Genomic DNA, 20187 nt, shown 5'->3' on the forward strand with positions numbered 1-20187 from the left:
TTCCTTTCTCTTAAATTTTCACACTTAAGCGAATTAATGCGATATTATCGCCATCAATTGTTATCTTTTTCTTTACTGCTTTATCCATATATTCCATCGTGATATCACCATTTTCATAAGCACGCAAATATCCTTTTACGGCATCCATGCCTGCTTTGGGATTTTTCAATTTCACATAAACATATTCATCCAGAGCATCTCGAATCTGTGTTTCATCCTTTAATTCACGTTCAGCCCCCGGAGAACATACTTCTAGAAAATATTCACTGGCAATCATATCTACTTCATCCAGCTTTTCTGATATTTTTTCTGACATAGCTGCACATGTATCAATATCCATACTGCCATCTTTGCGCATGATTGCAACCTGTAAAATGCGATTTTTACCTTCTTGCTGCCATGAGACATCGTACAATTCAATATCTTCTTGTGCGAGAAGAGGTTTGATCAATTCTTTGATTTTTGACAATCCGTCCATAACATTCTCCTTTACAACATAATGAAGGAGTGGGCATGACCCACTCCGTTTGAAGTTCTATAGTTAATATACCACGTTCTATGAAATTATTCAACGCTTTTCCCCTTTTTATTTTTAAATTCTGAAAAAGCATATTTTCAAGAGGGGGATATTGTTACTGCTATATTTGTGATACACCATTATATGTTTCAGAAAAGAAAAAACCGGTTGCCCGGTCTGTTTTCTTATTTTTCTACGATTGTTTTACCGTTGTACTCACCGCATGAACACATTTTGTGAGGCATTTTGTATTCACCGCATGCTGGACATTTCACCAAAGTTGGCGCAGCCAATTTGTAGTGAGTTCTACGTTTTGCTTTTCTAGTTTTTGAATTACGTCTCTGCTGAACAGCCATGTTAGCACCTCCTACTTAATCTTCCAATTTGAATTCTTTCAACTTTGCTAAACGAGGATCTATATCATCCTTTTTAGATTTCGTATAGTCTTCCTCTTTGACAACTTCCCAACCGTCACCTTTAGGATACTCTTTGATTCCTTCTTTTACGACCTTCAAAGGAACTTCCATAAGTATCAATTGAAAGATCACCGGCAATAGTTCTACGACATCACCTTTTACTTCGTGTACATCTTCATCCTCTGTCTTGTCAAAAGAGAACACTTCCAAAGATTTTGTGTGGAAATCATATTCTACATCCTCAAGGGTTATAGAACACGGCACGATCATCACGCCTTCAATATCCAGATCCGCAAATACGCGTTCACTGGCTGTATCGTAATGAATATTTCCTGATACCGTAACATCCTGCAATCCTCTGATTTGGTGCATCTTGGCGAACGCCGCAGGATCGAAAGCAATCGTATCCGTAAAATCGATTGTTTGTTTATCCGCCTGTAACAGCTCAGCTCTAGACCATTTCAAAAGAATCACCTCGTTGTCTGACCTATCCTATTATAAGGAAACTGGACAATAAAGTCAATATATTTCTCACTTTCCCATGATTAGGCTAATATATTAAACCACAAAAACGAAATGAAAGAAAGACTTTTTCTTTAATTTTTATTTTTTGTACCTAATTTTTACTAATTCTATCTGCTTTTTATAAAGTTTTGCATTTTCTTATATCCTTCACAGCAGTATCCCCTGAAAGTGAAAAACATGTTATATATGCTATTCTCACTTCATCTTTGTTTTCATTAAAAAGTGCTTATCAAATGAACAGCTTATGTGTTTGTAGTATGTTTATTCAACCATTTCAAAAGATCCCGATACACTTCTCCTTTATCTCTTTCGTTCAAGATTTCATGACGCATTCCTTCATACAATTTCCAAGATACATTCGCATATCCAACCTTACGCATCAACATTACAGCTGTATGGAATGCCTTTTCAGAAATGATACAAGGATCTTGTTTTCCGGCAATGAAATAGATAGGCATTGATGCATGGTGGCATTGCCAACCTTTTTTATCATATACAGTCATCATTAAAGCGAAAAGATTTTCAAAACCGTTTAAAGTAAACGTAAAGCCACATAAAGGATCTTCATCATATTCCTTTACCACATCTTCATCACTGCAAATCCAGCTGTTCTCACTTTTAGCATCTTGAATTCCATCATTATGATGCCCAAATGCCAAACGTTGTAAGAAAGAACTACGATAGTGATCTTGTTTCACTTTCTCCATGATCTGACAAAGTATCTTACCAAAAGCTGCTGCTTTATTTTCACTTGGCGAACCACAAACAATCAATCCATCAATATCCCTATCATAACGTTTACAGTATGCACGTACGGCTAAAGAGCCCATACTGTGACCGAATAAAAACAATGGCACATGTGGAAAATGCTCTTTTATACGCATACTGATTTCATGAATATCTTCTATTAAATAGGTGGCATCAACACCATAGAAATATCCCAGATCTGCTTGTGACTTTACACTTTCCCCATGACCGCGATGATCATGAATGACACATAAATAGCCCGATTGTGCCAAATAATGCATGAGATTTTCATAACGTTCCTTATGTTCTGCCATACCATGTACCAGCTGAATCACACCAACAACTTCTCTATCCGGCACCATGCACATACCATGAATACAAAGACCATCACATTGACTGATAAAACTGAATTTTGTTAGTTTCATAAATGCCTCCGTTTTCTTGCCTTATCTGTTTTCATTGTACCATAGAATCGCTTAAAAATATGCTGACAAAGTATTCACATTGTCTAAGAGAGTACTATCTCCTAGAATTGACAATGTCAATACGTAAAAAATATGATAGAATAAATACCATATAGAAAAGAAAGGAGTTTGCTTATGCAGGTATGCGGTATTGTCACAGAATACAATCCCTTTCATAACGGGCATCAATATCACATTACACAGGCGCGTAGCATTCGTAATTGCGATTGTCTGATTGCCATCATGTCTGGTAATTTCGTGCAACGTGGAGAACCCGCCATCATTGATAAGTGGGAACGTGCTGCTTGTGCTGTTGCTCATGGTGTCGATATTGTCATTGAACTCCCCTATCCTTATGCAACACAAAGTGCCGATATCTTTGCTCAAGGAGCCATCCGATTGCTTACGCTGGCTAATGTCAACCATATGGTGTTTGGCAGTGAATGTAATGACATTGAGAAATTAAAACATTTAAGTGAACAAGCTGCTGCTTTACCAGTACAGAAAAAGCAAGCCATGGTAAAAAGCTTTGCTGATTCGTGTACCCAAATCGCTAGTAATGATCTTTTAGGCATCAGTTATTTAAAAGCATTGCAAGGCAGTGCTATACAGCCTTATACGATACAAAGAACAAATTCATATCATGAATTAACCTATACGAAGACAATCGCCAGTGCCAGTGCCATCCGTCATGGTATCATGCTTCATCAGGATGTTCATCATGCCACAGTAATGGCAAATAAATTAGATACAACATATGCTTTCACACATTATTACCCTTATTTACAGACATTACTTATGACCATGGATCGAGAAGATATTAAAGCAATGTTGATGGTAGAGGAAGGAATGGAGCAGCTATTACAGAAAAATGCCGCTCTCTATAGCGATATGGATAGCTTTGTAAATGCTTGCATCAGTAAGCGTTATACCCGCAGTCGCATTCAACGGACCTTACTTCATATATTAACCCAGACCAAGAAAACGGAAATACAGAAACTCCGTCCTTTACAGCACCTACGCATTCTTGCAATGAATGATGTTGGCCGAGCCTATTTGTCACAATTACGCAAACAAGATGATCTGATCATAGCTTCTCGATTTAACCAGATTCCACAAGACTGGAGAAAGATTGAGTTACGTGCGACACAGGCATATACATATCCATTAACACCAAAAAACAGAAAGGAAGCGATTGCCAAAGAATGGCAGTCTTTGGTTTATATCAAATGATATTACTCATCTGTATCATCCTCTTTGTGTTGCTTGCAAATCTTTATCTATATCATCACTTTCCAAAACCCAAACATCCCTTACAAGACATTTCTTATGATGTCGCAATTGTATTGGGTTATCCTTGTAATGCAGATGGCAGTTTATCAACAGTCCAAAAAAAGCGTATGGAGACTGCTATAAATTTATATGACAAACACTGCGTTCACCACTTATTAATCAGTGGTTCCTGCGTGCAGAATACTTATGTCGAGGCAGAAAAGATGGCCGCTTATGCTTTGACACAAAAGATTCCAAAACAAGCCCTTGTCTTAGAAACCAAGGCGCGTAACACGTATGAAAACTTAAAATACGCGAAATGCATTTGTGATGAAAAACAATGGGAAAACATTATTGTTATCACTAGTCCTTCCCATATGCGAAGAGCTGCCTTTTTTGTACATAAGTTTTTTCATAACTATGTTATGGACACCTATCGTGAGCATAGTAGCATTAGAGTTAGAATGGATGAATACTTTCGCATGTGGAATACATTATATTATGAAAGAAAGCTTAGAAAGAACTAACACATCCTTTTTAAGCTTTTTCTTCGTCTTTTGTGATATACATGGCTTTTATTTATAGCCTTTATATTCTGCCTTATCGCATACCCCACACCAATAAAAAAGAGCAGATAGTCCCTTTAAAAAGAGGAACCATTTACTCTTCTATATCATAGTTGCTTAGCTATTTTTCTTGTTCCCATGCATATACATAATGATACAAAGCTGTTGTAAATTCAGGGACAAACTGTCCAATTGTGACAAGGCGAAATCCATTGCGTTCATACATCTCTCTTAGTTTCACCTTCTTCTCACGCACATCTAAACGCACTTCCGGATAGCCTTCTTTACGTCCCTTATCCTTGAAATAGGTAATCATAGCATCGCTATAGCCTTTTTTGGCATGAGCAGGATCAACACAGATCTTATGCAGATATAAATACTTTCCTTTGTCTACATCCGGCCAGTATAATTCATCGACATCAACAATGAATAATCCGCAAACGACTTCTCCATTACATTTACCAACATAATAATCATCAATCGTATATAATTGCGAAAAGGCTTCCCATGTGACATCTGCTAAGCGCCATTGTGGAATACCATGAGCATTATTATACAAGACCCGACGACGATACATTTCTAAGATTGCGGGAATATCCTCTGTTGTTGCTTTCGTTATTAAAAATGTTTCTTGTTTCATAAAACCTCCATTGGAAAAGGTGAGTGTCACCTCACCTTATTGAATAACTCTTTCGACACTTTTTACGCTATTGACCTTTCTTAGATTCGCCATCAATGTCTGTAAATGAATAGCATTTTCCACAACAACCGTCATTTTTGTCGTTGCTGAAACCTTATCCTCATCAACTGAAGAATCAACATGCTGCAAACCCGCCTTGCATTGTGATACTACCGTCACAATATCGGATAGCAAGAAATTACGATCACTTGACTTCACGATCAGCTTGACTTCATATGTTTTCTGTTCAATGTTTTCATCCCATTCCACATCAATCAAGCGTTGTTTCTCATGCACGATATTGGGACAATCTGTACGATGTACCTTTACTCCTTGTCCTTTTGTTATATATCCTACGATATCATCACCGGGAACAGGAGAACAGCAGGCAGCCAGTGATATTTTCATGGAATCAATACCCGCTACCCGGATACCGGTTGAAGAAACTTTTCGCTTTCGTTCCTGACGATTAAACATTTTCGCTAATTCTTCATTATCTAATGGTACGCTTGTCTTATGTTTCACCAAACGGTCAATGACAGCAGGCAGGGATACTTGTTTAACACCAATCGCATACATCAAATCGTTATAAGAATTAAAACTTAGAGAACCGGCAATGTTTTCAATCTTCTTTTGTTCTGTATATGTCGCAACATCTAAGTTGCGTTTTTTCAATTCTTCCATCAGCATCTCTTCGCCTTTTTTTATATCAAGCGAACGGCGTTCGTTTTCCTGTTTCTGGAAGAATGAGCGTATTTTATTACGTGCATGAGCACTTTTTACAATTTTGATCCAGTCTTCACTAGGACCAGGAGATTGTTTACTTGTACGGATGCTGACAACATCTCCTGTTTTTAATTTTGTATTCAATGGCATTAACACACCATTTATCGTAGCTCCAACCGTATGATGACCAACCTCGGTATGAACACGATAGGCAAAATCAATTGGTGTAGAACCATTTGGCAAAGCAATCACTTTACCTTTTGGAGTCATCACATAAACATTAGCCTCAAAGATATCCTTCTGCAATAGATTCATGTATTCCATAGCATCATCATTGACATCATCACTCATGACGCTGAAATCTTTAAACCAATGCAATTGCTCTTCAATTTCTTTTTGGTGCACCTCACGGCCGCCATTTAAATTTTCTTTATAACGCCAATGAGCCGCAATCCCCTGTTCTGCAACCTCATCCATAGATTCTGTACGAATTTGCACCTCAAATATATTACCATCCTCAGCCACGATAGTCGTATGCAAGGATTGGTACATGTTAACCTTCGGCATAGCGATATAGTCTTTAAAGCGTCCTGGAATCGGACGGTATTTCGCATGAATATATCCTAAGATTTCATAACAAGCCGTATCGGTATCTGTAATGATACGAATCGCCAATAAATCAAGAATTTCTTCAAAACGCTTATTTTTCGTTATCATCTTTTTATAAATACTATATAAATGCTTACTGCGTCCGAATATGCGATATTTTATCTGATGCTCATCCAGTAAAGAACTGATTTCTCTAATCATGCTTTGTACCTGTGCATCTCGTTCCGTTTTACGTTTTTCCACCAATTTGGCTATTTCATAATATTTTTCTTTATTTAAATACTGAAAGCACAGATCTTCGAGTTCATTTTTAATATCACTAATACCTAAACGATGGGCAATCGGCGCATAGACCTCCAATGTCTCACTCGCGATTTTTTGCTGTTTCTGCGGCGTCATATATTGTAAAGTACGCATATTATGTAGTCGATCAGAAAGCTTAATCAAAATAACACGCACATCTTTGGCCATCGCGATAAAAATCTTACGATGATTGCTGGCAAGATATTCTTTCTCATCTTTAAACTTCAATGCACCGATCTTTGTGACCGATTCCACCAAAGAAGCAACTTCTTCACCAAACATCTCGCTAATTTGTTCTAAGCAGACATCACAATCTTCCACCACATCATGCAAAAGGCCTGCGGCTATCGTCTTAGGACCAGTCCGCAACATTGCTAATATATAACCTACCTGAATGGCATGTATGATATACGGTTCCCCGCTTTTACGATACTGCCCTGCATGATTCTTCTCTGCACACAAATAGGCGCGTGTAATTAAATCAATATTTTCTTCTTTTTTGATGTATTGACGAACTTCTTGCATCATCTCATCAAATGTAACGACATTCTTCCTTACCATACTAATCACCCGCATTCAAGAAAAGGGGAACTTCCCCTTTTTTATTTATAAGACATTAAGGAGAACACTTCATAATCTTTTAGATGTTCTCTGCCCTGTAAGCCTTCTAATTCAATTAGAAAACCACAGCCCACAACTTCACCGCCCAATTCCTGAACGATCTGAATTGTTGCATCTACCGTACCTCCGGTCGCCAATAAATCATCGATGATCAAGACTTTTTGACCTTTTTTGATACTATCTTTATGTACATGCAATTCATTATTGCCATATTCTAAATCATAAGAAACACTTACCGTTTCTCTAGGCAATTTCCCTGGCTTGCGAACAGGAATAAAACCAATACCCAGCTCATAAGCAACCGGACAGCCAAAGATAAATCCTCGTGATTCTGGTCCAACAATAACCTCAGCCCCTACTTTTCTTGCAAAAGCAATCATTTCATCACAAGCCTGATGAAATGCTTCACCATCTGCCATTAAAGGTGTGATATCACGAAACAGGATGCCTTCCTGAGGAAAATCAGGAATATCGGCAATATAGTCTTTATAATTCATGTGTAAGCCTCCTAACACGTTTCTTTTATTATAGCAAACTCTCTTATAAATTGCATCAGCTAATATGCCTTGGAGACGTAAATATTTACTTTTTTTCGTCCCATGAAAGAATTTATACGTAAATTTCCTATAAAATTCAGGGTCGCTTCTGGGTTATAGAATTCCCAATCGCGACTTTGAAACTGCATTGCTTCTAAATCATCAGATAAGATCCATTTAGTATGTGCTCCCTTGCTTAAGCTACGGCAATCCTGCACCTTCTGCTTTTCCAATAAGAACAACGGTTCTTCAAAACCTTCTCCAAATGGTGCTAATAATTGCAGACTCTCAACTTCTGCAATGGTAATTTCGCTTCGTTCCACAGCAATGACATCATAGCTACTATCATTATCAAATACAACCTGTTCCATACGGCTGTTAACATAGTCTTGAATCACTTGTTTTTTATCATAAGAAAAGCCTATGCCTGCTGCTGCTTTATGTCCCCCATAGCTAACTAAAGAAGGTTTACATTCATCAAAAAAAGTTGTCAGATCCAACAAACCTTGTGAACGAATACTTCCTTTAAAGTGATCCTGATTGCGGGCTGCCACCATAACTGGCATTTGCAATTCTTCAGCCAATTTTCCGGCCACAAGTCCAGCCATCCCTTCATGAAAAGAATCATCAAACAGTAATTGAAATCGATATTCCTCATGCACTAAGGTTTTGGCTTTTAAAAGCATATCATCACTCATGACTTTTCTTTTTTCATTCAAGTCATTTATTTGTTTTGCCACATGTTGAATTTCTTCCATAGATGTTGACAATAAATATTTTACCGTATTATTTACATTGACCATATCCGCCAATCGACCTGTCACATTTAATTTTGGCACGATTTGATAAGCTATCAGCATCTCATCCCACTTAGGATAACGCTCTTTAGCCAGAAAACGGATTGGTGGACAAATACCCTGTTTTAAATAAGAAATACCTAATTTCACAATCGCTCTTGTTTCCTTATGCAAAGGCATGACATCCGCAATTGCCGCCACACATGCCAAAACGACATGTTCTTTTTTTTCACCAATCAATGCCCTGGAAAGCATCAAAGCCACACCTGCACCACTTAATGTCGTAAATGATTCTCCCATCAATGTTGGGTGCACCAATTGCAAACATGTGACTTCTTCATCCATACTGTGATGATCTGTAACGATCACATCAATTCCCATCGTGTGTGCAAATGATAATGCCGTTTTCGCTTTCACACCGTTATCTACGGTTATTAAAAGTGTATAGCCCTTTTGCTTAGCCAACCCCACGGTATTCTCATGCAAGCCATATCCTTCACTAAATCGATTTGGAATATAAAACCCACAATCAATCCCATAAGAGCGTAAAGCATCTACCATAATAGCGGTAGCGCAAATACCATCTGCATCATAGTCTCCACAAACCAATACTTTTTCTTTCTTTTGCTTTGCTTGATACAGACGATCAGCCACCTCTTTTACGCCATTTGCACAAAACGGATCAGAAAGTTTAGGCTCCTGTAATAATGCTGCTATTTCATCATTGGCTAAATCTTTCGCTGCTAAGACCTTTGCGCATAAGGAAGGCAAACCAAAAGTACACTGTATATCTTCCATTCGTTGTGTCGATAGCTTATTTATCTTCATTAATATCACCGTGATATATCATAGCATATTTCTTACCAATCCGCATGGAAAAGGCACGAAAAGAATTCCCCTATGTCATCCTTTCTATTATGTTAAATCATTCGATAAAGCAATCTTCTTCAATGAGATTTCATTGAAACAGTAAAGGATACTACTCTTCAAATAGCGTTTCTGTTAACAAAAGAAAAAAGCCACCAGAGCTTTCTGATGATTCAGAAATCTGATGACTTTTTTAATGACGCGTTTACTTAACGCTGGTTGTTGTTGGAATTGCTGTTGTTGAAACGATTGTTCTGCTGATTCTGGTTACGATTTCTCTGCTGATTGTTGTTGTTAAAATCATTTTTGAAATCAGAAGAAGAATGTTCACGATCGTATTCATTACGATGATTACGTTTTTCAGCTTCAACATCTGCACCTAATTCAATACCCATTTCGTACTGGTACAAATCTTGATCCTGTTTCTCATTCTGAAACTGTTTTCTTCTTTCCATTTTTATCACCTCACACAAATAGTATGGGTGAGGATAAACATCTTATACTAAAAAATATTTTCGTTTTCTTCTATCATGTTACGGCCTGGATATATATCCACACTTTCCATGCGAGCAATACAATCTTCTATAAGAGACGTAAAATCAAATCGTCCTTCTAAACGTTCTGCACGATGCTTCGTTGGCTTTGTAACCGGATTTTTGGGTGTAAATATCGTACAGCAATCTTCAAATGGCTGTATCGATATATCATATGTTCCGATTTTTTGTGAAATATCAATAATTTCTAATTTATCCAAACAAGCAACTGGACGAATCACCGGCATATCTGTAACACAATTGATCGTTTGCATGCTTTCCAACGTCTGACTGGCCACCTGTCCAATGCTCTCCCCATTCACGATTGCGAGGCAATTTTGCTTTTGGGCCACACGTTCTGCAATACGATACATCATCCTGCGCATGATCGTGATTGCATAAGATTCATCACAATTTTTATAAATGGCCAACTGTAAATCCGTAAAAGGAATAATATGCAAGCGGATATGTCCCTGATATGGAGCTATTGCTCTTGCTAATTCAAGCACTTTATCCTGTGCAGCCTGTGAAGTATACGGTGGAGATGCATAGTGAATACATTCAATTGCGACCCCACGTTTCATCGTCATGTAGCAAGCCACTGGTGAATCTATACCACCACTTAACATTACCAAGGCTTTTCCGCCTACTCCTACCGGATAACCACCATTACCTTTGATTTTTCCTGTCATGATATAGGTTGCCTCTTGATGCAATTCAATCTGTATGCGTAACTGTGGTTCTCTTACATTTACCTTTATATCTGTATTGCGTAAAATTTCTCCAGCTACTTCTCGATTTATTTCATCCGATACCATAGGAAATTGTTTAAAACTTCTCCTAGCCTCAATCTTAAAGGTTTGCGCATCACTTTGTTTTGCCAACACTAGGCATGTTTGTTTGATGACTTCAATATCACTTGCCACCTTCACCGCAAAGGAAAAGGATGAAATGCCAAACACCTGTTGCAAATGTTTTGCTACTGCTTCATGATCTTCACCATTTAGCATGATATACATACGATCATGCGTACGTTCGTATGTCAATTCATTAAAATCTCGTAATGCATTTTTTACATTCGTCAGTAATCGCTTAATGAAATCTTTGCGATTTTTTCCTTTGGTGGATAACTCACCAAAGCGGACCAAAATATGGTCATACGTCAATTTATTTTGTTCGATAGTCATGATGGATCTCCTTTAGTGCTTTTATAAACTTTTCCACTTCATCTTTTGTTGTCATATGTGATAAGGAAACACGAATCGCATGCGTCGCACGTACTTCCCCTAACCCCATTGCCAGTAGCACATGGGAAATCGCCTTACTTTTACTTGAACAAGTACTTTGGGCAGAAACACAAAAACCCTTTGCATTTAATGCGTTTAACATTACCTCACTGCCAATCTTCAAATCAGAAAAATTCAATATGAAACAAGAGGCATCCGCCGGGCTATTGATGACCATATCTTCTATATTTTCAATTTCCCTTCGTAAATATATGTTTAATTCTTGTACATACTGATAAGCTTTTTCCTGTTCCTCTAATGCCAAACGCAGTGTTTTGGCAAATACGATATTTGTTGGCGCATTACTTGTTCCAGCGCGCAATCCTTGCTCTTGCTGACCGCCACTAAGTAACGGCAATAATTCAATATTGCGTTTCTTATATAGAATGGCACTTCCTTTCAAACCATAAATTTTATGAGCTGAGAAGGTTGCCATATCTACATCGTGTAAAGAAATGGGTATCTTTCCTAATCCTTGTACACCATCCATATGAAAAACGGCACGCGAATAGGCATGTACATATGCTGCACATTCTTTAATAGGATTGATAGCCCCCGTTTCATTGTTCACAAGCATCATCGATACAAGTATGGTGTCCTTGCGCAATGCCTTTTTTAGATCTTCCAAATGTATCGTTCCATCGGCATAAACAGGAAGATACGTCACTTCAAAGCCAAACGTTTCTTTTAACTGTTCTAATGCATTATGGATACTGGAATGTTCTACACAGGTTGAGATGATATGCTTCCCTCTGTGGGCATTTTTCCAAGCAAACCCTTTCATTGCATAGTTGTTAGATTCACTCGCACAGGAAGTAAAAAGAATTTCATCCTTTTGCACATGGAAAAGCTGTGCAATTGCTGCACGGCTTTGTTCCATTAATTTTGCTGTAGCCCTTCCTACATCATGTAATGAATCACTATTTCCATAATAGTTTTCTAATAACATTTGATATGTTTCACGTACTTCTTTGCGAATTGGCGTTGTGGATGCATAATCTAAATAGATCATCTTATGCCTCCTCTTTCAATAGATGCGGATCTTTTTTAGCAATTAATTTTTCATAAGCACCCGGATGCATCTTTTCAATACATTGAATACTAATTTTTAAAGCTTTGGTGTATTGTCCATTACGGAAACACAGATCGGCACGTGTCAGTTCTGAATCAATATCGGGATATGTCGATCGATAACGATTACCAAAGACAATGGCATTTTCTACCATCACTGCCATGCCAACTAAATTATTCACACTATTATATAAAGTATAAATATAATCAATGGCTTTACGCAACTCTGCATTCAAATGTTTTACATCTAACGGCGAATTATCCAAAATCACATGAATGTCCTTGATCATCACTTCCCCGCGATGCAAATCATCCTCATATTTTTTCGATACACTTGGTAAGCGATGTTTGCTCATTTTCACCCGGATCTCATTCAAAATCAACTGTAGTTTTACCATTTGTTTCTTCGCTCGTTCTTCATCACTGCAAGCTGTATCTAATTTTTGTTTCATTTCGCTTACTTCATTATGAAAAACAGCACTGCTTTGTTCCAATTCTTTATAAGCGATCAGAATAGAGGTATATGGCTCTTTCTGTTCCTGGATAACTAGCTGTAGTTTTCTTTGCATATCGTTTAATACAGCTAGCTTTGCATTGACCTCTTTTAAACGATCGGTCCAGTTCTCAAAGCCAAATCGTTCATATACACGATTATAGAGTTCCTCAATTCCCTCAACATCTGCATTCATGGTTTTTACACTATCAAAAAGAATGTCCAGGTTTTCATCTACCTCATCAAATGCTTTTTCTTCTTTGGTAATCTGCTCTTGCAATTGAATAATACGTTTTTCACAATCATTTAGATCTTCATTAACTCCATCTGGTTTCCCATTACGTAGACGATTTAAACTTTCTTTCAGCATATCGCTGACGAAGTCAAGATTTTTATGAACTTCTAAATGTTCCAGATAAACCCCTTTATTCTTTGCTTGTGCATATGCATAACCGACTTCATCGATTGCTCTAGGTAACACACCTTTTGCACGTTCATACATACCTGGAAGTATGTCTACCAAATCATTTAGATGAGCAATGTGCTCGCGAATTTCTTTTTGTTCATCAGCAGCTTTGTTGAATTCTGAAGCAAACATCCATTCTTCAAACGATGAAAACATCTTTTCTATGTTAGCAATTTCCATCTCCAGATATTCATACGACTGTGCATAAGATGCTCGGTTTTCTGAAATCTTTCGTTTGATCAAACGGAATTCATCTTTTAATCTATTAATATGTACACGCTGCTCGTTTTCCTGTTCTAATACCTCATCCAATGCTTTATTCACATTCGCTACACGTGATTCCAAAAGCGTCAATTCTTTATCTAAAGCCTCCATGCGATTTAAGGCTGTCTTTACCTTATGCACATAGATCAAATCATCTATTTCGGCCAGCTGCACACTGCTTTCTTTCAGTTTATCCTGAATTTCATCAAAGTCATTACGGCAACTATCTACCCCTTCCGCCATCAATTCATTGACTCTTGATAATGCAACTGCTTTATTTAATTTAAATGCCAAAGGTATGCCTTTTAAGTTGTTGTAACGAATCTCACAATCATCCAATTGCTTCTTAGCTTTCTTTTGGCGAATGACCATCATGATAATCGTCAAAATGATGATAGCGATGATAGCAGCAACGATCCAAATCAATATATCTAGTGATACGACATTTTTTATATTATTTATAAAATTCTCCATAAGGCACCTCTTTCATCCACATTCATTGCTTATATTGTATCATAATTCTGTAAAAATGAGAAAACAAAATTCATCGAGATCTAGAATTCTTATGGTAAATAATGCAAGGAACCATTTGACAACATTTCCACTTTCTGATACACTATAATGGCGTAAAATTGATAGCAGCATGCAAAGTCTTACACAAGCGCGTCTTTGACGTAATACATATACGGGATATCACGTAACTCGGCTGCCTAAGAGCGAAGATATCGTAAGCGAAGACACCAGGTAATGATGATTTGTACTGTTATTGTTTTATAGCCATAAAACAATAAGGAGGACATGAAATGTCAAGAGTAAAAGGACCAGTTTGGAAAACATCCCGTCGTTTGGGTTTCTCAATTCTGGAAACTGGAGAAGAACTTCAGAAACGTGCATACGCACCAGGTCAGCACGGACCTACGAAACGTGTAAAATTAACGAACTATGGTTTACAGTTGCGTGAAAAACAGAAAATCCGCTACATGTATGGATTAAATGAACGTCAGTTCCATAATCTGTTTGTTAAAGCTAGTAAAATGAAAGGTGTAACAGGTGAAAACTTCTTAAACCTGTTAGAATCTAGATTAGATAACTTAGTATATCGTTTAGGATTTGCCCGTACACGTCGCGCTGCTCGTCAGCTGGTTAACCACGGACACATTTTAGTAAACGGTAAGAAAGTTGATATTCCTAGCTTTATCGTAAAACCAGGAACAACGATCGAAGTTAAAGAAAAATCTAAGAACTTAGCAGCCATCAACGAAGCATTGGAAGCTTGCTTAAATACAGTAGCATTCGTAGACGTTGATAAAGATGCTAAAAAAGGTACTTACCTGCGCTTACCTGAACGTAGCGAACTGAACCAGGAAGTAAACGAACTGCTGGTAGTAGAATTCTACAACAGATAATGTTCATAAAAACCGGAGCAATCCGGTTTTTTTATTTATTAATAGTCTTATGTTATATATGAAGCCTATCAAAAAAAACATCTGCTATTATCTTATTAGATATTGCAGATGTTTTAACTTTCTTCTCTTTTTAAATGCCTAAGAAATAATGTCCATAAGCATCCGCTGCCAGAATAGCATCACAAACGGTTGCTGGTGTAACCTCAAATGGCATATTGTGTAATGTGTCATTTTCAGCACAAGCAGCTTCTGCCACGGCCATAATTTTTTCTTTCGTGACTTCGTGAACACCTAACTGCTGTAAAGTGACTGGCAAGCCTAATGCGATGCAGAATTCAATGATTTCCTGCAATTCCTGCGCATCAACATTTTCCAACACAAGTTGTGTGATGGTACCAAATGCCACTTTTTCCCCATGATACATTGCATGACATTCTTCTAATACTGTTAAGCCATTATGAATCGCATGGGCACCAGCCAAACCAGCACTTTCAAAGCCGATTCCAGATAATAATGTATTTGCTTCGATAATTTTTTCAACTGCTGGTGTACACGCTTTTGCCTCTAGTGCTATTTTTGCCTTAACACCCTCTTCCATCAGTGTATCAAAGCACAATCTTGCTAAGGCCATCGCTGCCTGTGTTGTCTTACCTCCTGCACAACTCATTGCATCACTTTGCTCACAAGCACGTGCCTCAAAATAAGTTGCTAAGGCATCTCCGATTCCTGCCATCGTTAAACGTACAGGAGATTGTACAATAATATCTGTATCCATTAAAACCATGTTTGGATTTGCTGGTAAAAACAGATATTCTTCAAAAACACCATCATCCGTATAAATAACAGATAAGGCGCTGCAAGGTGCATCTGTAGAAGCAATGGTAGGACAAATAAGCACAGGCGTTTTCTCATAATATGCCACAGCTTTTGCCGTATCAAATATTTTTCCTCCACCTACTCCAATGATGCAATCACATTTTGTTTCTTTCATGATATTGCATAAACGAGTGATTTCATTTTTGCTGCACTCCCCATGAAAAAAGTCAAAATGATATTCACAAGTACTCTTTGCAAAGCTATCTTCGATCATTTTACCAATACGTTTATAGCCGCCATCACTAATAAGAATCAAAGCCTTTTTCCCATACCCTTGCGTATAGCTTCCCAGTTTTTTCAGTTCCTTAGGTCCTTGCACATATTTACTAGGACTGATTAAGATTTTTGCCACGATAGAATCCTCCTTATTGTCTATACCTATCAATATTTTATATAGAGTAATAGAAATTGTCAATAATTGTCAGAATGTTATGATATTAATGTTGTCAATTAAAAAGAAAAGTGCAGCCATCAATGCTACACTTTTCCTAACATCAATTCATGTATTGGTAGTTAACACACCAAATCTTTTTTTAATGCCTCTTGCAGATTGCGGGCATGACGTACAGCTTCGTGATAATCAAGATTATTGCGGATTAATGGTGTTTCATTCATTAACAACAATTCTCTTGTCTCATCTTCAAAACATACTTGTACTGCCACATTGACTTTTTCATTGCCATTTCCTAAACTGCTACTAGCCGCATTTGCAATCGCGTTAGCAACTTCAACACCGCCAGACTTTAAGACAGGTGATATAATAACTTCAACTTTAGCCTTAGCCGGCAAGGAATGATGATTTTCTGACTTTGTAAAGAGTATTTCGTGCGAATCTGTTATTTTATAAAACAAATCTTTTTTCATTTTCCATACCTCCTTTTTACATAAGTCATCTCTTACTTCTATTATGCTCCATCTCTTGTAAAAGTCAATGACATGCAAATAGTTTTCTTATATGTTATTAAGCAAATGGATTTTTCCCTTTTTTGATATAGCAAACCAATGTGCGCTCATAGTTTGATACGCATTCTTATGAATTTAAAAAAGAGCAATACTATAATAATACTTAAAAAAACGGGACAAAAGCTGTTTAGCTTTGCCCCTCTCTTTGTATCAATGATACATATTCAGCAATAATATCATAAGATCGATGTTGCTGCCCATCATTACCTTCAAACGTATGCGATTGTATTCTTCCCTTCACTGCTACCGTGTCACCCTTTTGAGCAACCTCGGAAGTTGTTTGGGCAATTCCTTTCCATAACGTAACTGCCAAAGTGTCAACTTCATACACCCCTTCACTGTTAGGAAATGCTCTTCGTACATTAATCTCCATCACGGCGAATTTATTTCCCATCGCTGATTCACGAAGCTTTGGAGGTTCGACAATATTTCCCACAAAAGCCACTAGATTCATATAAATAATCTCCTTTCACAACATTTGTTGTCTCTTTATGGCTTACATTATGTCAAAGGATGCTCCTTTGTGCAATTTCACGTATTTGTATGAAATAAAGAAAAAAGATGAAATCAAGCTGATTATTTATACTCTTTCCAACCTATTTCATCTCTATTTTACAAATTTGGTTAAAGTTACTTGCTTTTTTCTGGCAATAACGTAACGATACTGCAATGTCCCTGCTTTAGCTTATTTGCTGCATCTTTAATATCTTTTTCATCAATAGCATCTAGAATATCCATTGAAGAAAAGAAATCTGTCTTGTCAAAGTAGCAACGAGCCGATGTAATGACAATATCATCAAAACTGTTTAAGCTTCGTATCGCTTGTCCAAAATAACGTCGTTTCAATTGCTGTAACACTTTTTTATCAATATCGCCAGATTCCATACGCTTTAATGTATCCTGTACAATTTCTTTAAATTTTTCTTGTTTTAATGTTTCGGCGTAAAACATAATCATTCCATAATCTTTTCCTAAGTCTACTTCACAGCCCACATAGTCATTAAAAATCTTATCATCTAACCATGTTTGAAAATCTGGATACAACGAACTGAAATAGGCATCGAGCAATATACGAATACACCATTCTTCCTTCATGCGTTGGGATACATCCTCTACACCATCTAACTTATAGGCGATGGATACCTTTGGCAACGTAACATCCATTGAAAATGTATAAGTCTCACGTGCTGGCTTTTCACTTTCATCAAATTCTAACCGTTTGATACCTGCCATTTTAGGGAATTTTTTACCACTCTGATTTTCGCGTATGATTTTCATTATATTCTCAGGATCTTCGCTGCAAACACCCACCAACACCATATTGCTAGGATGATAATTAATACGATAACATTCTTCTAACTGTTCTAAAGTAATGGATTGCACACTGTCATCATCACCGCCAATATCATAGCGTAGTGGATGATTTTTATACAAGGATGCATATGTTTCCATCAGCAAACGCGAATCGCTCATTTGTTTATACATATGGAGTTCTTGTATGATGATACCCTTCTCTTTCTCTACACTTTCTTCATCAATGGCAAGTTCTTGCACAAAATCAAGTAATAGTTTCAATGGTTCCTCGATTGCATTACTTGTGGTGAAATAATATGCCGTTTCTGTATAGGAGGTAAAAGCATTGACATTTGCCCCCATTGTTGAAAAAGCATCCATGACATCCCCATCTTTCATTTCGAACATCTTATGTTCAAGAAAATGAGCAATACCGGCAGGGAAATGATATTCTTTACCATTTTCATCAACCTGTTTCATATCCATGGCACCTAAAGGGGTTACCATCATAAACATGGATTTCACATAATCTTTTTTTTGCCAAAGGATAACATGCAGACCATTTTCTAAAGTTTCTTCAAAGCGCGTTTCTTGATAACGCTCATTCACAATTTTCTTCATCGTCATCCTCCTTTGTCACTACGACTCCCATCTTATACTCACAACGCTTCATGACTTCCATAACTTCCTCACGCGTTACCTTCTCTACCATATCCATCAAATCTGATACACTATAATCCCTTTGTAATAAAGCATTTTGATAAGCGAATGCCATCAAAGAATACATGCTATCCTCACTGGCTTTTAAAGAATTAATGACCATACGTTTACTGGTATTTAACAAATCTTCGCTAAAATCCCCCTCACAAACACGGTGGAATTGTGTTTGAATTAATTCCATTGTTTTATCGATATGTTCTTTCTCAATTCCTGTAGTCACTCCCATAGCACCATCATAGCTAATCAAGTTCGAAAAAATGGAATAACACAAGCTGCGTTTTTCACGAACTTCTTGAAAAAGTAAAGATGTTGAATATTGTCCAAACACAGCATTTGCCACACGTAATGCATAATATTTTTCATCGGTAATCGGGGTATGGGTAAACCAGGTCATCATGATGTAGCTTTGTGAAATATGTTTGGTTAATCGTTTAGTCTCACTCTTTCGCTCATTTTCAACACAATACCAGCTTTGCATTTGCGTATTACGCGGTGTGAAACGCAGTGTTTCTTTTACCAACTTTAAAATGCTATCTTCTTCTATGTCACCACAAACAAGAATATCGATTAAATCTTCTTTCATCATCTCTTGATAAATCTGTTGAATATCGGATAGTGTCAATTGTTCAACTTGCTCATAAGTTCCAAGCGCCGAGATTCCTAAAGGCGTTCCCTTGCCTGCCTCTTGTAAACCGCATGTAATAGCATATTGTGATGGATCATCTTGCATTCGTTTGATTTTTGCCAACAAGATTTCTTTGTTTTCATGAAACACCTCTTCTTTGAGCAACGGTGAGAAAATAACCTCATGGAGAAACGCAAAGGTATCTTCTAACAGGGTGTTTTCTTCATTTAGAAAAGATGGATTAATGATTTTTGAACGTAGTTCAATGATCTGACTTGCACCAAAACCGGCTGTTTGAGCTGTTAAAGTCGCACCATAAAGCTCATCCTGCATCTCACTCATCTTTAATTTTGTATCATATTTCTGACAGCGGTCTACCAACATGAGTGCCAGTAATGAGCGCTTTGCTGATTTACCATCTTGTAAGGTATTGCGAAAGCGCACACTGATGCCGATATCTTTAAACTTTGTAGTTGGAATAAATTGTACCTGAATGCCATTTGTTATTTGCATATCTTCTACCTCCGTAGTTATTAGTATGAACAA

The 20187-nt window shown here is 37.3% G+C and carries 20 protein-coding genes; 3 read left to right on the forward strand and 17 right to left on the reverse strand.

The genetic code is table 11. The features are described from left to right. Positions 1 to 10 precede the first annotated feature (10 nt). The 4 genes from rimP to LI241_RS03275 all read right to left on the reverse strand — a co-directional run bounded on the left by rimP (position 11) and on the right by LI241_RS03275 (position 2630). Entirely contained in the window at positions 11 to 478 is a 468-nt protein-coding gene (rimP, locus tag LI241_RS03260) for a ribosome maturation factor RimP (protein WP_008688295.1), read from the reverse strand. A gap of 224 nt (positions 479 to 702) precedes the next feature. Then, positions 703 to 873, reverse strand: coding sequence for a 50S ribosomal protein L32 (gene rpmF, locus LI241_RS03265; protein WP_008688294.1), 171 nt, complete (start codon positions 871 to 873; stop codon positions 703 to 705). A gap of 15 nt (positions 874 to 888) precedes the next feature. Further along, entirely contained in the window at positions 889 to 1398 is a 510-nt protein-coding gene (locus LI241_RS03270; RefSeq protein ID WP_008688292.1) for a DUF177 domain-containing protein, read from the reverse strand. A 302-nt stretch (positions 1399 to 1700) separates the two neighbouring features. Further along, positions 1701 to 2630, reverse strand: a complete 930-nt coding sequence (locus tag LI241_RS03275; RefSeq protein ID WP_008688290.1) for an alpha/beta fold hydrolase — start codon at positions 2628 to 2630, stop codon at positions 1701 to 1703. A 174-nt stretch (positions 2631 to 2804) separates the two neighbouring features. Here LI241_RS03275 and LI241_RS03280 point away from each other — a divergent pair, with 174 nt between their 5' ends. Together LI241_RS03280 and LI241_RS03285 are read left to right on the forward strand one after the other, a co-directional pair. Next, complete coding sequence (locus LI241_RS03280) at positions 2805 to 3902, forward strand: nucleotidyltransferase family protein (RefSeq protein WP_008688289.1); 1098 nt, start codon at positions 2805 to 2807, stop codon at positions 3900 to 3902. Then, complete coding sequence (locus LI241_RS03285) at positions 3875 to 4468, forward strand: YdcF family protein (protein ID WP_008688288.1); 594 nt, start codon at positions 3875 to 3877, stop codon at positions 4466 to 4468. The genes LI241_RS03280 and LI241_RS03285 overlap by 28 nt, the downstream gene beginning before the upstream one ends. Positions 4469 to 4628: 160 nt before the next feature. Here the strand turns inward: LI241_RS03285 and LI241_RS03290 are convergent, their stop codons facing one another. The 8 genes from LI241_RS03290 to LI241_RS03325 all read right to left on the reverse strand — a co-directional run bounded on the left by LI241_RS03290 (position 4629) and on the right by LI241_RS03325 (position 14232). Further along, positions 4629 to 5147: a GNAT family N-acetyltransferase gene (locus LI241_RS03290; protein ID WP_008688287.1), complete on the reverse strand. Its 519-nt coding sequence runs from the start codon at positions 5145 to 5147 to the stop codon at positions 4629 to 4631. Between the two features lie 36 nt (positions 5148 to 5183). Continuing rightward, on the reverse strand, positions 5184 to 7385 hold the full coding sequence (locus LI241_RS03295) for a bifunctional (p)ppGpp synthetase/guanosine-3',5'-bis(diphosphate) 3'-pyrophosphohydrolase (protein ID WP_227150997.1): 2202 nt from the start codon (positions 7383 to 7385) through the stop codon (positions 5184 to 5186). Positions 7386 to 7426: 41 nt separating this feature from the next. Beyond that, on the reverse strand, positions 7427 to 7942 hold the full coding sequence (locus tag LI241_RS03300) for an adenine phosphoribosyltransferase (RefSeq protein ID WP_227150996.1): 516 nt from the start codon (positions 7940 to 7942) through the stop codon (positions 7427 to 7429). Between the two features lie 59 nt (positions 7943 to 8001). Continuing rightward, positions 8002 to 9606, reverse strand: a complete 1605-nt coding sequence (locus tag LI241_RS03305; RefSeq protein WP_117547559.1) for a DHH family phosphoesterase — start codon at positions 9604 to 9606, stop codon at positions 8002 to 8004. 248 nt (positions 9607 to 9854) lie between these two features. Beyond that, the gene (locus LI241_RS03310) at positions 9855 to 10100 is read right to left on the reverse strand and encodes a hypothetical protein (RefSeq protein ID WP_008978446.1); all 246 of its coding nucleotides are present in this window, start codon (positions 10098 to 10100) and stop codon (positions 9855 to 9857) included. A 47-nt stretch (positions 10101 to 10147) separates the two neighbouring features. Next, a complete protein-coding gene (thiI, locus tag LI241_RS03315) occupies positions 10148 to 11365 on the reverse strand; it encodes a tRNA uracil 4-sulfurtransferase ThiI (protein WP_008688281.1) in 1218 nt (405 codons plus the stop codon). Then, positions 11346 to 12476, reverse strand: coding sequence for a cysteine desulfurase family protein (locus LI241_RS03320; RefSeq protein ID WP_008688279.1), 1131 nt, complete (start codon positions 12474 to 12476; stop codon positions 11346 to 11348). Before LI241_RS03320 ends, thiI begins: the two co-directional genes overlap by 20 nt. A 1-nt stretch (position 12477) precedes the next feature. Next, entirely contained in the window at positions 12478 to 14232 is a 1755-nt protein-coding gene (locus LI241_RS03325) for a septation ring formation regulator EzrA (protein WP_008688277.1), read from the reverse strand. A 329-nt stretch (positions 14233 to 14561) separates the two neighbouring features. On the opposite strand from LI241_RS03325, the gene rpsD reads away from it, so the two are divergent. Next, positions 14562 to 15164 (forward strand): 30S ribosomal protein S4, encoded by a 603-nt coding sequence (gene rpsD, locus LI241_RS03330; RefSeq protein WP_008688275.1) that lies wholly within the window; start codon positions 14562 to 14564, stop codon positions 15162 to 15164. 130 nt (positions 15165 to 15294) lie between these two features. Here the strand turns inward: rpsD and LI241_RS03335 are convergent, their stop codons facing one another. The 5 genes from LI241_RS03335 to yfmF all read right to left on the reverse strand — a co-directional run bounded on the left by LI241_RS03335 (position 15295) and on the right by yfmF (position 20154). Next, a complete protein-coding gene (locus tag LI241_RS03335; RefSeq protein WP_008688273.1) occupies positions 15295 to 16392 on the reverse strand; it encodes a glycerol dehydrogenase in 1098 nt (365 codons plus the stop codon). A gap of 161 nt (positions 16393 to 16553) precedes the next feature. Then, complete coding sequence (locus tag LI241_RS03340; protein ID WP_008688272.1) at positions 16554 to 16904, reverse strand: hypothetical protein; 351 nt, start codon at positions 16902 to 16904, stop codon at positions 16554 to 16556. A 226-nt stretch (positions 16905 to 17130) separates the two neighbouring features. Beyond that, positions 17131 to 17457, reverse strand: a complete 327-nt coding sequence (locus LI241_RS03345; RefSeq protein WP_008688269.1) for a single-stranded DNA-binding protein — start codon at positions 17455 to 17457, stop codon at positions 17131 to 17133. Between the two features lie 176 nt (positions 17458 to 17633). After that, a complete protein-coding gene (gene yfmH, locus LI241_RS03350; RefSeq protein WP_008688267.1) occupies positions 17634 to 18917 on the reverse strand; it encodes an EF-P 5-aminopentanol modification-associated protein YfmH in 1284 nt (427 codons plus the stop codon). Next, the gene (yfmF, locus tag LI241_RS03355; protein WP_008688264.1) at positions 18898 to 20154 is read right to left on the reverse strand and encodes an EF-P 5-aminopentanol modification-associated protein YfmF; all 1257 of its coding nucleotides are present in this window, start codon (positions 20152 to 20154) and stop codon (positions 18898 to 18900) included. Before yfmF ends, yfmH begins: the two co-directional genes overlap by 20 nt. Between the last annotated feature and the right edge of the window lie 33 nt (positions 20155 to 20187).

Origin of the sequence: Longicatena sp. 210702-DFI.1.196 (assembly GCF_020563125.1) — a bacterium.
GTDB lineage: Bacteria > Bacillota_I > Bacilli_A > Erysipelotrichales > Erysipelotrichaceae > Longicatena > Longicatena caecimuris.

What these genes read in the sequence shown, in the direction of transcription:
- rimP (WP_008688295.1), bottom strand. Translation starts at nt 478, where the DNA reads ATGGACGGATTGTCAAAAATCAAAGAATTGATCAAACCTCTTCTCGCA.
- rpmF (WP_008688294.1), bottom strand. Translation starts at nt 873, where the DNA reads ATGGCTGTTCAGCAGAGACGTAATTCAAAAACTAGAAAAGCAAAACGT.
- LI241_RS03275 (WP_008688290.1), bottom strand. Translation starts at nt 2,630, where the DNA reads ATGAAACTAACAAAATTCAGTTTTATCAGTCAATGTGATGGTCTTTGT.
- LI241_RS03280 (WP_008688289.1), top strand. Translation starts at nt 2,805, where the DNA reads ATGCAGGTATGCGGTATTGTCACAGAATACAATCCCTTTCATAACGGG.
- LI241_RS03285 (WP_008688288.1), top strand. Translation starts at nt 3,875, where the DNA reads ATGGCAGTCTTTGGTTTATATCAAATGATATTACTCATCTGTATCATC.
- LI241_RS03290 (WP_008688287.1), bottom strand. Translation starts at nt 5,147, where the DNA reads ATGAAACAAGAAACATTTTTAATAACGAAAGCAACAACAGAGGATATT.
- LI241_RS03295 (WP_227150997.1), bottom strand. Translation starts at nt 7,385, where the DNA reads ATGGTAAGGAAGAATGTCGTTACATTTGATGAGATGATGCAAGAAGTT.
- LI241_RS03300 (WP_227150996.1), bottom strand. Translation starts at nt 7,942, where the DNA reads ATGAATTATAAAGACTATATTGCCGATATTCCTGATTTTCCTCAGGAA.
- LI241_RS03305 (WP_117547559.1), bottom strand. Translation starts at nt 9,606, where the DNA reads ATGAAGATAAATAAGCTATCGACACAACGAATGGAAGATATACAGTGT.
- LI241_RS03310 (WP_008978446.1), bottom strand. Translation starts at nt 10,100, where the DNA reads ATGGAAAGAAGAAAACAGTTTCAGAATGAGAAACAGGATCAAGATTTG.
- thiI (WP_008688281.1), bottom strand. Translation starts at nt 11,365, where the DNA reads ATGACTATCGAACAAAATAAATTGACGTATGACCATATTTTGGTCCGC.
- LI241_RS03320 (WP_008688279.1), bottom strand. Translation starts at nt 12,476, where the DNA reads ATGATCTATTTAGATTATGCATCCACAACGCCAATTCGCAAAGAAGTA.
- LI241_RS03325 (WP_008688277.1), bottom strand. Translation starts at nt 14,232, where the DNA reads ATGGAGAATTTTATAAATAATATAAAAAATGTCGTATCACTAGATATA.
- rpsD (WP_008688275.1), top strand. Translation starts at nt 14,562, where the DNA reads ATGTCAAGAGTAAAAGGACCAGTTTGGAAAACATCCCGTCGTTTGGGT.
- LI241_RS03340 (WP_008688272.1), bottom strand. Translation starts at nt 16,904, where the DNA reads ATGAAAAAAGATTTGTTTTATAAAATAACAGATTCGCACGAAATACTC.
- LI241_RS03345 (WP_008688269.1), bottom strand. Translation starts at nt 17,457, where the DNA reads ATGAATCTAGTGGCTTTTGTGGGAAATATTGTCGAACCTCCAAAGCTT.
- yfmH (WP_008688267.1), bottom strand. Translation starts at nt 18,917, where the DNA reads ATGAAGAAAATTGTGAATGAGCGTTATCAAGAAACGCGCTTTGAAGAA.
- yfmF (WP_008688264.1), bottom strand. Translation starts at nt 20,154, where the DNA reads ATGCAAATAACAAATGGCATTCAGGTACAATTTATTCCAACTACAAAG.